The sequence below is a fragment of the Streptomyces sp. NPDC025638 genome, from assembly GCF_055558775.1.
This window is the reverse complement of the sequence record NZ_JBVHLX010000010.1, coordinates 361,215-374,594: the sequence shown is the minus strand read 5'-3', so window position 1 is coordinate 374,594 and position 13,380 is coordinate 361,215. Positions and strand designations below refer to the sequence as shown.

Annotated in this window: 17 protein-coding genes; 16 read left to right on the top strand and 1 reads right to left on the bottom strand. The window is 70.3% G+C overall.

Annotation, left to right across the window (positions count from 1 at the left end; translation table 11 throughout):
• Nucleotides 1–232: 232 nt before the first annotated feature.
• The 14 genes from ACZ4EG_RS26600 to ACZ4EG_RS26535 all read left to right on the top strand — a co-directional run bounded on the left by ACZ4EG_RS26600 (nt 233) and on the right by ACZ4EG_RS26535 (nt 11,414).
• Nucleotides 233–1,093, top strand: a complete 861-nt coding sequence (locus ACZ4EG_RS26600; protein ID WP_453553776.1) for a hypothetical protein — start codon at nt 233–235, stop codon at nt 1,091–1,093.
• Between the two features lie 67 nt (nt 1,094–1,160).
• Nucleotides 1,161–1,862, top strand: coding sequence for a Flp pilus assembly protein CpaB (gene cpaB / locus ACZ4EG_RS26595; protein WP_390708622.1), 702 nt, complete (start codon nt 1,161–1,163; stop codon nt 1,860–1,862).
• A gap of 12 nt (nt 1,863–1,874) precedes the next feature.
• Nucleotides 1,875–3,119: an AAA family ATPase gene (locus tag ACZ4EG_RS26590; protein ID WP_467792348.1), complete on the top strand. Its 1,245-nt coding sequence runs from the start codon at nt 1,875–1,877 to the stop codon at nt 3,117–3,119.
• Between the two features lie 14 nt (nt 3,120–3,133).
• Nucleotides 3,134–3,511: a TadE/TadG family type IV pilus assembly protein gene (locus tag ACZ4EG_RS26585; protein ID WP_390708624.1), complete on the top strand. Its 378-nt coding sequence runs from the start codon at nt 3,134–3,136 to the stop codon at nt 3,509–3,511.
• A gap of 1 nt (nt 3,512) precedes the next feature.
• Entirely contained in the window at nt 3,513–3,863 is a 351-nt protein-coding gene (locus tag ACZ4EG_RS26580; protein ID WP_453553772.1) for a TadE/TadG family type IV pilus assembly protein, read from the top strand.
• A gap of 24 nt (nt 3,864–3,887) precedes the next feature.
• The gene (locus tag ACZ4EG_RS26575) at nt 3,888–5,225 is read left to right on the top strand and encodes a CpaF family protein (protein WP_453553770.1); all 1,338 of its coding nucleotides are present in this window, start codon (nt 3,888–3,890) and stop codon (nt 5,223–5,225) included.
• Nucleotides 5,226–5,236: 11 nt separating this feature from the next.
• Nucleotides 5,237–6,181 (top strand): type II secretion system F family protein, encoded by a 945-nt coding sequence (locus tag ACZ4EG_RS26570; protein ID WP_467792347.1) that lies wholly within the window; start codon nt 5,237–5,239, stop codon nt 6,179–6,181.
• 16 nt (nt 6,182–6,197) lie between these two features.
• Nucleotides 6,198–7,085 (top strand): DUF5936 domain-containing protein, encoded by an 888-nt coding sequence (locus ACZ4EG_RS26565; protein ID WP_390708628.1) that lies wholly within the window; start codon nt 6,198–6,200, stop codon nt 7,083–7,085.
• A 17-nt stretch (nt 7,086–7,102) separates the two neighbouring features.
• Nucleotides 7,103–8,509: a sensor histidine kinase gene (locus ACZ4EG_RS26560; protein WP_467792346.1), complete on the top strand. Its 1,407-nt coding sequence runs from the start codon at nt 7,103–7,105 to the stop codon at nt 8,507–8,509.
• Between the two features lie 13 nt (nt 8,510–8,522).
• Nucleotides 8,523–9,275 (top strand): response regulator, encoded by a 753-nt coding sequence (locus ACZ4EG_RS26555; protein ID WP_467792345.1) that lies wholly within the window; start codon nt 8,523–8,525, stop codon nt 9,273–9,275.
• 107 nt (nt 9,276–9,382) lie between these two features.
• Nucleotides 9,383–9,580, top strand: coding sequence for a Flp family type IVb pilin (locus tag ACZ4EG_RS26550; protein WP_316747948.1), 198 nt, complete (start codon nt 9,383–9,385; stop codon nt 9,578–9,580).
• A complete protein-coding gene (locus ACZ4EG_RS26545) occupies nt 9,580–10,173 on the top strand; it encodes a pilus assembly protein TadG-related protein (protein WP_467792366.1) in 594 nt (197 codons plus the stop codon). Before ACZ4EG_RS26550 ends, ACZ4EG_RS26545 begins: the two co-directional genes overlap by 1 nt.
• A gap of 32 nt (nt 10,174–10,205) precedes the next feature.
• A complete protein-coding gene (locus ACZ4EG_RS26540; protein WP_467792344.1) occupies nt 10,206–10,787 on the top strand; it encodes a hypothetical protein in 582 nt (193 codons plus the stop codon).
• A gap of 6 nt (nt 10,788–10,793) precedes the next feature.
• Nucleotides 10,794–11,414 (top strand): OmpA family protein, encoded by a 621-nt coding sequence (locus ACZ4EG_RS26535; protein WP_467792343.1) that lies wholly within the window; start codon nt 10,794–10,796, stop codon nt 11,412–11,414.
• 9 nt (nt 11,415–11,423) lie between these two features.
• On the opposite strand, the gene ACZ4EG_RS26530 is transcribed toward ACZ4EG_RS26535, so the two are convergent.
• Nucleotides 11,424–11,807 (bottom strand): DUF192 domain-containing protein, encoded by a 384-nt coding sequence (locus ACZ4EG_RS26530; protein WP_467792342.1) that lies wholly within the window; start codon nt 11,805–11,807, stop codon nt 11,424–11,426.
• Between the two features lie 77 nt (nt 11,808–11,884).
• Between ACZ4EG_RS26530 and ACZ4EG_RS26525 the strand changes: the two genes are divergently transcribed.
• Both ACZ4EG_RS26525 and ACZ4EG_RS26520 read left to right on the top strand, forming a co-directional pair.
• Nucleotides 11,885–12,757: an LLM class flavin-dependent oxidoreductase gene (locus tag ACZ4EG_RS26525; protein ID WP_467792341.1), complete on the top strand. Its 873-nt coding sequence runs from the start codon at nt 11,885–11,887 to the stop codon at nt 12,755–12,757.
• A gap of 61 nt (nt 12,758–12,818) precedes the next feature.
• Nucleotides 12,819–13,376 (top strand): GNAT family N-acetyltransferase, encoded by a 558-nt coding sequence (locus ACZ4EG_RS26520; RefSeq protein WP_467792340.1) that lies wholly within the window; start codon nt 12,819–12,821, stop codon nt 13,374–13,376.
• The last annotated feature ends 4 nt before the right edge of the window (nt 13,377–13,380 follow it).

The following is a 13,380-nucleotide window of genomic DNA, read 5'->3' as shown; positions in this document are numbered from 1 at the left end:
CAGACCAATCCACCTGTCAATAGGTCCAGACCAAATGAAATACCTGCCGGATGCTCAACCTGTCCTGATTTGACGGGTCTTGCGCACGCACGGATCCCGACCAGCTACCCAAACGCTGTTCTCCGGTCACGGAGCCGTGGATACAGTGCTGAGGTAGTCACGCAATGAAGTCGTCCCGGCGCATTGGAGTAACACCGGTGGGCCGACGGGTGGGAAGAGCGGGGAGCTGCGCGTGCCAACTGCCATTGCCGTGACCAGCGCCGACCTGGCGCTGCCGCCGCAGGACGAACGGACCGTGCCCGCCGTCGTGCTGCGGGATCTCGACAAGCGGCCGCTGGAGCATGCGCTCGCCGAACTCCAGGGGCTCGTCGAACAGCACGGGCATGTGATCGTCGTGTGCTCGCAGGCCGTACCGGCCGCCGTGACACAGCGGCTGCACACCCTGCGGTCGCTGATGGAGAGCGACCGCATAGCCCTGTTCCGGCCCGAGCTGCCACCGCTCGGGATCGCCGTCCTGGCCCGCCAGTTGAGACAGCTCGCCTCCTGCGACCTCAGCCCCGGCGTCCTCGCCTCCGCGGGACGGCTGCTCACCCACTACATCCACTCCGGCGCGGTCCTCGGCTCCGTGGCCAGGCTCGACCGCGTCCCCGTGAGCCTGAAGGCGCACGCCAAGTCCTGGGTGCCCGGCAGCCAGTTCGCCGTCCTCGCCCATCCCGAGCCGCAGCTCGTCCGGATCGGACCCGACGCCACCCTGGCCGGTCCCGAGTTCGCCACCTGGATGCTCGTCGCCAAGGGCCAGTTGCAGTCCGAGTGGACCGGCGCCCTCTCCAAGGCCTGGAGCGTGCACGGGCTGCGCGAGACCCCGCTGCCCGCCGAGTCCGCCCACTGGTGGGGCACGAGCCGGGTCGTCGAGTTCTGCAGCTACCTCGCCGACCTCTCCGTCCTCTACCAACTGGTCACCTCCGTACGCCAGAACAGCTGTCACTGGTGCGGCATCGACGTCATCGGCGACCGCTGCGTCTTCTGCTCGGCCACCCCGCCCGACCATGAACCACCCGCTCCACGGGCCCTGGAGCAACGAACGCCCGCCTGATCGGCCCGGCCCGCCCAGTCCCCTTCGATCCCGCACGACCGATTCCCCCAATGAGGTTGCACGGTTCATGAACTCCCGTCAGCGCCGCGGCGTGATACTCCTGATCCTGTCGGTGCTCTGCGCGCTCGGCGCGTTCGCCGGCGTGCTCTCCGTCATCGACGACGTGAAGTCCAAGGTCGGCCCCGAGGTCACCGCGTACCGGCTGAGGTCCGACGTGGCGCCCTACACGACGCTGAACACGGGCCAGTTCGAGAAGATCAAGATGCCCAGGCGGTGGCTGTCGGCCAACGCGGTCACCAGCCTGCGCCAGATCGACGGCAAGATCGCCGTGACCACCCTGCGCAAGGGCTCCCTGCTGCAGACCGACATGATCGTCGAACAGCCCGCGCTGCAGGCGGGCCAGCAGGAGGTCGCCATCATGATCGACGCGGCCACCGGCGTCGCCGGCAAGATCACCCCGGGCTCCCGGGTCAACGTCTACGCCACCTTCGAGGGCAAGAAGCAGGGCGACCCCGACCAGTCCAAGATCATCGTGACGAACGCCCGGGTGCTCGACGTCGGCAAGCTCACCTCCCTGGAGCCCGACAACAAGAACCAGCAGCCCACCGACGCCGTCCCGATCACCTTCGCGCTGTCCACCATCGACGCCCAGCGCATCACCTACGCCGAGTCGTTCGCCCAGCGGGTGCGGCTCGCGCTGGTGGCACCCGGCAGCGCGACCACCGTCCCGGACAAGGACCGCACGTACGAACTCGCGACGGACAAGTGAGAGGCGGCCCGCATGCCCACCAGGATCCTCCCGGCCGTCTCGGACACGGACGCGGTCCGCTCGCTCACCACCCTGCTCAGCCAGCTGCCCGACGCCGAACCGCTCGCCCCGGTGACGGACTCCACCCAGCTGATCGACACCCTCGCCCGCCTCGCCGCCGAGTCCGTCGACGAACTGCCCGAGGTCGTCGTCGTGCACGAGCGCATCGGCCCGGTCCCCGCACTGGAGCTGATCCGTGAAGTCGCCCTGCGCTTCCCGGCCGTCGGCGTCATCCTCGTCACCACGGACGTCAGTTCCGGGCTCTTCTCCGCGGCCATGGACTCCGGCGCCCGCGGCCTGGTCGGCCTCCCGCTGGGCTACGAGGAGCTGGCCAGCCGCGTCCATGCCGTCGCCCAGTGGTCCAACGGCGTACGCCGCCATCTCGGCCACGGCGCCGACGTGTTCTCCGGCGTCGGCGGTACGGTCGTCACGGTCAGCGGCGCCAAGGGCGGCGTCGGCGCCACCCTCACCGCCATCCAGCTGGCCCTGGCCGCCCAGGCGTCCGGCCGCGCCACCGCCCTGATCGACATGGACCTCCAGGCCGGCGACGTCGCCTCCTTCCTCGACGTCCAGTTCCGCCGCTCGGTCGTCGACCTCGCCGCCATCACCGACATCTCGCCGCGCGTCCTCGCCGACGCCGTCTTCCGCCACGACACGGGCCTCGCCCTGCTCCTCGCCCCCGGCGACGGCGAACGCGGTGAGGAGGTCACCGACCGCGCCGCCCGCCAGATCGTCGGCGCCGTGCGCTCCCGCTACGAGGTCGTCGTCGTCGACTGTGGCGCCCAGCTCAGCGGGGCCAGCGCCGCCGCCGTCGAGATGGCCGACACGGCAGTGCTGGTGACCACCCCGGACGTGGTCGCGGTACGGGCCGCCAAGCGCACCGTGCGCATGTGGGACCGGCTGCAGATCCGCAAGGCCGAGGAGACCACGGTCGTCGTCAACCGCCACACCCGCGGTACGGAGATCCAGCCGCCGCTGGTCCAGCGCATCACCGGCACCGCGCTGGCCGGCACGGCCGTTCCCGCCAACTTCAAGGAACTCCAGAGCGCCGTGGACGCCGGACGCATCCACGAGCTCGACAGCAGGAGCACGGTGAAACAGGCCCTGTGGCGGCTCGCCGGGGAGCTGGGACTCGCGCGTGCGCCCGAAGGCTCCCACCGGGGCGGCCGGATGCGCGGGGACCGGGGGTCGGTGAGTCTGCGGCGGAAGAGGGAGTGAGGGGAAGTGAGGGGATGAGACGGCCACGCGGGGACGAGGGACAGGTCAGCATCGAGTTCCTCGGCATGACTCCGCTGATCGTGCTGACGCTGGTGCTGATGTGGCAGTGCGTGCTCGTGGGGTACACCTTCACGCTCGCCGGGAATGCTGCCGACGAGGCGGTGCGGGCGGGAACGGCGGCGCCGCGAGGGGAACGCGAAGCCGCTTGCCGGGCCGCGGGGATGAAGCACCTGTCGGCGGCATGGAGGGGGGATGCCACGGTGAACTGCGGCGGGGTCGGCTTTGTGACCGCCGACGTGTACCTCAAGGTCCCTGTCCTGTTCCCGGGCGCGATCGGCTTCCCGGTCACGGTGCACGGCCACGCCGGTGCCGTGGAGGAGGTGAAGGACTGAGATGCCGTACCTCCGCAGGCCGGGGCGACGCGACGGCGGGCAGGTCGCCGTCGAGTACCTCGGCTTCATCCCGATCCTGCTGATCGTCGCCCTGGCCGGCATCCAGATCGGAGCCGTCGCCTACGCGGCCGAGCAGGCGGGAACGGCGGCCCACGCGGGGGCGCGTGCCGCCTCCCTGCGGCAGGGCGTCGCACAGGCGTGCGCGGACGCGGTCAGCGGCGGCCTCGACGTGCGGTGCGCCTCCTCGGAGGGGGGCGACACCGTCACCGTCACCGCCACCGTCCGTATCCCCAGGATCGTCTGGGACTTCGGCTCCGCCAGCAGGACCGCCACGATGCCGCTCGACCACTGACCAGGAACGAGGAGCACCCCACCCATGAGCCTGCGGGCACGCATCAACTCCCCCGAGGAGCACGGAAGCCGGGGCGAGGACGGCCATCTGGTCGCCTCCTACCGGGCCAAGCTCCTGGAGGAGATCGACCTCGCGGAGATGAGCTCGCTGGCCGCCGCCGAGCGCCGGGCCAGGCTGGAGCGGGTGCTCGGGCACATCATCAGCCGCGAGGGCCCGGTCCTGTCGACGGTGGAGCGTGCCCAGCTGATCCGCCGTGTGGTCGACGAGGCGCTCGGCCTCGGCATCCTGGAACCGCTGCTGGAGGACGCGTCCATCACCGAGATCATGGTGAACGGCCCCGACGCGATCTTCGTCGAGCGCGGCGGCCGGGTCGAACAGCTGCCGCTGCGCTTCGCCTCCCAGGACCAGCTGATGCAGACGATCGAGCGGATCGTCTCGACGGTCAACCGCCGTGTGGACGAGTCCAATCCGATGGTCGACGCCCGCCTCCCGTCCGGCGAGCGCGTCAACGTCATCATCCCGCCCCTGTCGCTCACCGGTCCCACCCTCACCATCCGGCGCTTCCCGCGCTCCTACACCCTCCCGGAGCTGATCGAGTTCGGCTCGCTGGACGAGCACATGCTGTACCTGCTCGCGGGCCTGGTGCAGGCGAAGTTCAACATCATCGTGTCCGGAGCCACCGGCACCGGAAAGACGACCCTGCTCAACGCCCTCTCCGGGCTCATCCCGGCACACGAACGCATCATCACCATCGAGGACTCGGCCGAACTCCAGCTCCAGCAGTCGCACGTCGTCCGCCTGGAGTCACGCCCCCCGAACGTGGAGGGCAAGGGCCAGGTCACCATCCGCGACCTGGTCCGCAACTCCCTGCGCATGCGCCCCGACCGCATCGTCGTCGGCGAGGTCCGCGGCGGGGAGTCCCTGGACATGCTCCAGGCGATGTCGACCGGCCACGACGGCTCCCTGGCCACCGTGCACGCCAACAGCGCCGAGGACGCGCTCACCCGGCTCCAGACCCTCGCCTCGATGTCCGACGTCGAGGTCCCCTTCGTGGCGCTGCACGACCAGATCAACAGTGCCGTAGACGTCATCGTCCAGCTCACCCGCTTCGCCGACGGCGCCCGCCGCATCACCGAGATCGCCCTGCTCGACAGCCACGGCGGCGAGCCCTACCGGCTGGCTACGGTCGCCCACTTCCACGCACAGCCCATGACCCCCGACGGCCGTGTCCACGGCGCCTTCCAGCACTTCCCCCTCCCGCGCCGCACCGCCGACCGCCTCTACATGGCCGGCCAGCCCCTGCCCCAGGCCTTCGGCGTCGCCCAGCACGCGGACCAGCTCGCCACCCGAGAAGCCAGGTAGGTAGGCCACCCATGGATCTCCACGACCTCGTCACCCTCACCACCGGTGTCACCCTGCTCACCTGCGTCCTGGCCGTCGTCGGCGTCCACACCTACGCCTCGGGCCGGGCACAGCGCGCCGAGCTCATCGACCGCCTCTCCTACACCGGCCGGCTCCCGGAGACCGGCCGCAGGCGCCGCTTCCGCAACCTCGACCGCCGGCTGCGCCGCACCCGGCCCGGCCGGAAACTGGAACTGCGGCTGGCGGCCACCGGCCTGGACGTCACCGCGGGCGAGTTCTTCGCCTACATGCTCGCCACCGTCGCCGCCCTCTGGCTCATCGGCCAGGCCGCCCTGGCCCCCTTCTTCGGCCCGCTCGCCGGTCTGCTCGGCATCGGCGCGGCGTTCCAGTTCCTCAACTGGCAACGCCAGAAGCGCATCGAACGCTTCATCAACCAGCTCCCCGAACTGGCCCGCATCCTGGCCAACGCCACCCAGGCGGGCCTCGCCCTGCGCACCGCCATCGGCATGGCGGCGGAGGAGCTGGAGGCCCCGGCGGGCGAGGAACTGGCCAAGGCGGCCAACCAGTTGTCGATCGGCCACTCCATGGACGACGCGCTGGGCGAACTCGCGGACCGCCTCCCGTCCCGCGAACTGGTCGTCCTGGTCACCACCCTCGTCCTGTCCAACAAGGCGGGCGGCCAGGTGGTCTCCGCCCTGCGCAACCTCACCGAGACGCTGGAGGAGCGCAAGGAGACCCGGCGCGAGATCCGCACCCAGCTCTCCCAGGTGACCATGACCTCGTACGCGGTCCCCGTCCTCGGCATCGGCGCCCTGTTCCTCATGGACGGCGTCAAAGAGGGCGCCCTGGAACGCATGACCGGCTCACCGGTCGGCCAGGCCTGCGTGATCATCGCGTTCGGGCTGTACGCGATCGGCTTCGTCCTCATCCGCCGTATGAGCCGGATCGACGTCTGAGGGAGGGAGCGGACTCATGGCACTTCTGCTGGCCCTGGTCATGGGCCTGAGCGTCTGGGGCGTCTTCGCCGGGATACGCATGTACCGCGCGGACACCAAACTGCCCGGGGACCTCGCGGTGGCCCTGGAGGTGGGCGCGACCCGCACCGGCGCCGTGGACTCCCTCATCGACCGCATGGGCATGCGCTACGCGCCCACGGTGCTGCGCCTGATGGGCCCCAGACAGGTCGCCAAGTACCGCCGCAGGATCGACCTCGCGGGCAACCCCGGCGGCCTGACCATCGACCGCTACGCGGCCCGCAGGGCGGTCTACGGCGCACTCGGCGGCGTCGGCTTCCTGGTGATGCTGATGCGCGGCAACTACCTCGTCGCCCTGATCCTGCTCGCCTTCGGCGCGTTCTGGACGGAGGTCGGCATCTGGTCGGCGATCCGGATCCGCCGGGACGTGATCGAGCGGACGCTGCCCGACTTCCTCGACGTGCTCGCGGTGGTCGTCAGCGCGGGCCTCGGCTTCCGCCAGGCGCTGGACCGCGTGGCGTCCCGGTACGAGGGCCCCTGGGCGGACGAACTCCGCATCACGCTGCGCCAGATGGACCTGGGCATGAGCCGCCGCCAGGCCTTCACCGAGCTGCGCCGCCGCAACGACTCCGAGCAGGTCGCCATGTTCGTGACGGCATTGCAGCAGGGCGAGGAGCTGGGCGCGCCGATCGTCGACACCCTCGTCGCCCTGGCCAAGGACATGCGCCGCACCGACGCCCAGAACGCCCGCCGCAAGGCCGCCCGCGCGGTCCCCAGGGCCACGCTGATGATCACCACGTTCATGGTCCCGGCGACCCTGCTGCTGCTCGGCGCCGGTCTGCTGCTGGGTTCCGGGGTGGACTTCGGCTCGATCACGGGGAAGTAGGCGGGGCGGTGACGGCGATGGCGACGACGAGGGCGAGGGAACGCACGCGGCCGCGATGGCGCCGCGCGCGGCCGCCTGCGACCGCGATCGCCGAGTCGCCGGCCGCACAGCAGGCGCCGCTGGAGACGCGAGTCCCGGCCGGCGGAATCCACGGCCCGCTCCTCGACCCCGAGAAGATCCAGATCCGCGCCCTCCAGGCGATGTGCCGTCAGGTCTTCGGCTTCCGCCTGGCGATGATCGCGCTGGCCGCCCCCGCCGCGCTCGTCAACGCCGCGCCCGGTCTGGGCGTCCGCCTGGTGGGCGCGGCCGTGGTCGTCACCTTCATGGTCTCGTACGTCCTGTTCCGCGACTGGGAGCGCTTCGGCCCCCTCCTCCTGCGCCACCCCTCGCTCCTCGCCGCGGACACCCTCTTCGGCTCCCTGCTCCTGGTCTCGGCGGGCCCGGACACCACCCTCGCCTACGTCAGCGTCTGCACCCCCCTGCTGGCCGGCCTGGTCTACAGCTGGCGGGGCGCGGCCTGCTTCGCCTCGCTCCAGTCGCTGATCCTGCTGCTGGTCCACGCGACGCTGAAGGACGCCCACCGGGCGGACGTCGCCGAGTCCCTCCTCCTGCCCGGCCTCTGTGTCATCGCGGGCGCGGTGGGCTCGACCCTGCGCAACCTGATGCTCCGCTTCGGCGCCGCGACCCAGGCCCTGACCACGGTCCAGGCCCGGCTGGCGGTGGCGGAGGCGGTGAGCGCGGAACGGGCCCGGCTGGCCCGGGAGATGCACGACTCGGTGGCGAAGACCCTGTACGGAGTGGCGCTGGCCGCCGACGGCCTGGCGGGCTCGGCGGCCGCGGGCGCGCGCATGGACCCGGCCCTGATCAGACAGCAGGCGGAACTGGTGTCCCGCTCGGCGCGCAGGGCGGCCACGGAGGCCCGCGAACTCCTCACGGACCTGCGCCGCGAGCACGACCCCGCGCACGGCGTGGACGTCCTCACGGAACTGGCCGCCCGCACCGAGGACTTCGCGTCCCGCACGGGCCTGCCCACCGCGTACCACCGGACGGGCGACCACCCACTCCCACCGGTCCCGCCCGCGGTGGCCCGCCAACTCCTCGCGATCGTCGCGGAAGCACTGGAGAACGCGCACCGCCACGCGTCGCCCACGCGGGTCGAGGTGGAAGCGGGAGTCCAAGAAGACGTGTTGCGCATGACTATTTACGACGACGGCCGGGGCCTGCCTCCCGGCACCACGGTTGAACGACTGCGCAGCTCAGGTCACTTCGGCCTGATCGGCATGACCGAACGGGCGGCGTCCGTGGGCGCCCGCGTCCGGATCGGCACGGGCAAGGACGCCCGGGGCACGGAGGTCCGCCTGGAACTCCCCCTGGCCGCCCTGACGCCCTCACCCCCCACCCCCCGACAGTCCCCAGACGCATGAGAGGAGGCACCCGATGCCAGGCAACTCCTTCGAGAACCTCCCACCGGCCACCCCGGCCGCACCGCTTCGGCTCGTGGTCGCCGACGACAACCCCGTGGTCCGCGCGGGCCTCACGGCCCTTCTCTCCGGCCGGGAGGACATCACCGTGGTCGCGGAGGCGGCGAACGGCAGGGAGGCGTGCGAGGCGGCCCTGCGACACCGCCCCGACGTCATCCTCCTGGACGTCCGCATGCCCGATGTGGACGGCATCTCGGCGCTTCCGTACCTGGTGCGCCTGGCGCCGGTCATGATGCTCACGTACAGCCATGAGCCGGAGATCGTCCAGGAGGCGGTACGCCTGGGAGCCGGGGGCTACTTGGTCCACGGCGAGTTCGGCGTGGACCAACTGGTCAGGGCGGTACGGGACATCGGGGAGGGCAGGCCGCACTTCACTCCGACGGCGGCCGGGGCGTTACTGGATCAGCTTGGAGTGCGTGCAACTGCACACACGGTTCGTGAACTTCCATACTTTCCAACGCCTATTTCTTCCCAAAACCTTTCGCAACTGCAACCTGGTGTGGGACAGTCGGTAAGGTCGCGGTTCCGGCTGAGTTCCAGGGAGGCGGAGATCATGGACCTCATCGCGTCCGGCATGAACAACCAGCAGATCGCCGCGACCTGCTTCATCAGCGAGAAGACGGTCAAGAACCACATCAACCGAATCTTCGCCAAGCTCCAGAGCACGAGCCGCTCGCAGGCGGCGGCGAAGTGGTTGGGGGTGGCGTGAAGTGGGGAGTTCTGATTGGGCCCGGGAATGGGCCCTGGGGCCCTCCGGGGGGCGGGGGGACGGGGCATACGGTTCCCGCGTCGGAAGCGAATCCGGAGGGGAACACCATGAGCAACTGGTTCAACACCACCGTCGCTTACTTGCAGGCCCGCGCCGCCCGCAGCGACCGGGGCCAGACCGCGGTGGAGTACCTCGGCATCATCGCGGTGGTTGTGGCGATTGTGTTGGCGATCACGGGTACGAGCATCGGTCAGACGATCTACAACGCCATCACGGACAAGATCAGCGAGGTCACCGGCGGCTGATCCGTTCGCGTAAATATTGCGACGCAGGGCAGGCCTTCCCCATCTACATCACGGTGGTGGCGGGTCTGCTCTTTCTCGCGTTCGCCTACCTCGCGGTCGGCCAGGCCGCGGCGAATCGGAACGGCGCCCAGACGGCCGCTGATGCGTCAGCCCTGGCGGCGGCCCAGAACACACGTGACCAACTCGCGGACCAGTGGAAGCTCAACGTGCACGACCCGACCAAGTGGCAGGACATCTTCGACGGCATTGTGAACGTCGATCCCTCCTGCTGGCGGGCCTATCAGCTGGCCGCCCAGAACGACGCCACGGTTGAGGACTGTGCTCCCACGGGGCCACTGGGCTACAGCGTTCGCGTCAAGACCTCCAAGGCCGTCGGCGACTCCGTGGTCCCCGGTACGGAGAACGTGCACTCGACGGCAACCGCCAAGGCCGTGATCGAGCCGCTGTGCACATTCGAACTGCCCGGAGCGGACGCGGGGGACGATGCGCTGCCACAGCTCACTTGCAAGGACCGCAACTGGGACCTGAACCCGGACGACCTCACGGACCTCCCGGGACCGGAAGACCTCTTCGACGTCCACCTGGCCGACTGACAAGCGAACGACGAGTCAAGAAGGAAGCAGTCATGAGCATTCGGTTCACTGCGAAGGCCCGCGGGGGGCTGGTCGCGCTGACGGTGGCGACCGGTCTGGCCCTCAGCGTGGCCGGATGCGGCGGTGGTGGCGGTGATGACAAGAACCCGGAGGGTTCGGCGTCAGCCTCGAAAGCGGGAAGCTCCCGGCCGAGTGCTCAGGAAGGGCAGTCGGACAAACCGCTGGCCGAGTTGAACGGCCCGAAAGGCCTGATGCTCGACATCACATCGGCGGCTCGGGACAGCGGTGGCTTTGTCACGGTGAGCGGCAACCTGAAGAACGACAGCGCCAAGTCGCTCAACATCCCCGCACAGTTGAGTGGCAACGAGACTGAGATCATCAGGAATGGCCCCTCGTTCGGCGGTGCCACGCTGGTGGACTCCAAGGGAAAGAAGCGCTACTACGTCCTTCGCGACACCGACGGCCGTCCCCTCACCACAACAGGGGTTTCCAGTATCAAGTCCGGTGAGACCGTGCCGGTGTTCATGCAGTTCCCGGCACCGCCCGCCGATACAGGTCAGGTGTCCTTTCAGCTGCCCATGTTCTCTCCCGCCGACATCACGATCTCCGGGTGAGGCCCCGTGACCACGAATCGCCGCCTCGCCCTCACCACCCTCTTCCTCGCCGCCAACCTTTGCGGGACCACGTCGGCCCACGCCGACGACACCAGCCCCAGCGTCCCCCCAGGCACCGAAGCCTCCGCCGCCGCCCCCGTGAAGATCGACCCCACCGACCCCGACCTGAAGCTCCCCGAGGGCGCCACCCTCGCCCAGCCCAAGGTGCTGGACATCAAGTCGGTCGTCGAGGACCAGAGCGGGGACGAACGCCGCGAGGACACCAACGCGGACGTGAAGTTCGCGCTCCAGGCCGAGGTGCTGTTCAGCAAGGACAGCGCCAAGCTGAGCGCCGAGTCCAAGTCCCGTATCGACGCGATCGCCGAGGAGATCAAGAAGCAGAACGCGACCCAGGTCAGGGTCTTCGGCTTCACGGACAACCTCGGCTCCTCCGCCCACGGCGACGTACTGTCCCGGCAGCGCGCCAACGCCGTACAGGCGGTCCTGGACGCCGACCTGAACGACTCGAACATCACCTTCGAGGTACGGGGCTACGGCGAGCAGTACCCCATCGCGGACAACTCCACGGAGGCCGGCCGCAAGAAGAACCGCCGAGTGGAGGTCTCCTTCCCACGCTCGGAGAGCTGACCACTCGACCTACTCGACCTGTTCGACCTGTTCGACCTCCACGGCCACCCGCACTCCGACCCGTACCCCCCACCCCGCCATGACCCCCGCCTCCGCCTCCAGCACATGCCGGGACCGCAGGCGGGGCAGACCGAGCCGGCCGGGCCGCATCGTGCGTACGGCGATCACCGTGAGGTCGCGGTCGAGATAGGCGACGTCGATGGGGATCCGCATCCGGAAGGTGTGGACGCCGTTGGCGGGGGACAGCAGCATCGCCCCGTCGACGGAATCCCGGCCCAGCAGCCCCTTCGTACGGGCGCGATACGACGTGGCGAGCTCCAGCGGTACGGTCACCGCCGCCGAGCCCCCGCCCCGCACGACCAGCCTTCCCCGCCCGTCCCGCCAGCGCGCCATGCCTGGACCCCCTCCGTCGACCCACCTCGCACTGTAAACAAGTTGTCCCACCCGCACCGGCACGTTAGGAAGGCACCATGACCGGACTTGGCGCTGTGTTCCGTCCCCAACTGCCCCCCGAGCGGCTCGGGGCGGTGGCCCGCGTCGCGGACGAGGCCGGGCTCGAAGAGCTGTGGCTGTGGGAGGACTGCTTCCGGGAGGGCGGGTTCTCGACCGCGGCCGCCGCCCTCGCCCGGACCGAGCGGGTGCGGGTCGGCGTCGGTCTGCTGCCCGTGCCGCTGCGCAATGTCGCCATCACCGCGATGGAGGCCGCCGCGCTGCACCGGATGTTCCCGGGGCGCGCGATCCTCGGCGTCGGGCACGGCGTGCAGGACTGGATGGGGCAGGTCGGCGCGCGGGCCGAGTCCCCGCTGACCCTGCTCAGGGAGCATCTCGACGCGCTGCGGGCGCTGTTGCGGGGCGAGCGGCTCACCGTGGACGGGCGGTACGTGAAGCTGGACGACGTCGGGCTCGACTGGCCGCCGGAGGGCCCCGTCGAGGTGTTCGCCGGTGCCACCGGGCCACGTACGCTCCGCCTCTCCGGGGAGGCGGCCGACGGCACGATCCTCACCGCCGCCACCTCGCCGGACGGCGTACGGCGGGCGCGGCGGCTCGTCGACGAGGGACGCGCCTCCGCCGGCCGTACCGACCGGCACGAGGTCGTCGTCTACCTGCTCACCGCCACCGGCGCCGACGCCGCCGCCCGCCTCCGTGCCGAACTGGTCGCCGAGGGGGTGGAGTCGGTCCCGGACCTCGGGGTCGCCGGCGACGCGAAGACCGTGGCCGAGGCCGTGCGGCGGCTCGCGGAGGCGGGAGCCGACACGGTGATCCTCCAGCCGACGGGGGACGAGCCGGACCCCGAGGGATTCGTACGGTTCACGGCCGAGGAGGTCCGGCCCCTCGTGCCGTGACGGAGCCGTGGAGGAGCCGCAGAGGGGCCGTTGTCAGTGCCTCCTGCCAGACTCGGTCGCCATGAGGGAGACGGAGAAGACCGAGACGCCCGACACAACCAACGAGACGCCCAAAACGACCAAGAAGCCCCACGTACTCCTGCGCCCGGTGACGGAGGACGACCTCGAAGTCTTCCTCGCCTACGAGCACGATCCGGAGGCCGTCCGGCGGTCGAGGTTCACGCCCCGGCCGCGGGACGCCTTCCTGAAGCACTGGAGGGAGAGGGTCCTCGGTGATCCCGAGGGCCTGGTGCGGACGGTCACCGTGGACGGGGAGGTCGCGGGGAACATCGTCGCCTGGTGGGAGGGCGAGGACCGCTACGTCGGCTATTGGCTCGGCCGCGCGTACTGGGCCCGCGGCATCGGCACCGAGGCCCTGGGCGCCTTCCTCCGGGAGGAGCGCACGCGGCCGCTGTACGCCGACCCGTTCTCGGGCAACACCGCCTCCGTCCGCCTCCTGGAGAAGCACGGCTTCGAACACACCGGCACGATCCGAGACGGAGACGACGAATACAACCTGCTCGTGCTGCGGCCGACGGAGCGGACGAAGAAGGGGAACGCTTCGCCGAGTTCCTTGTGAAACT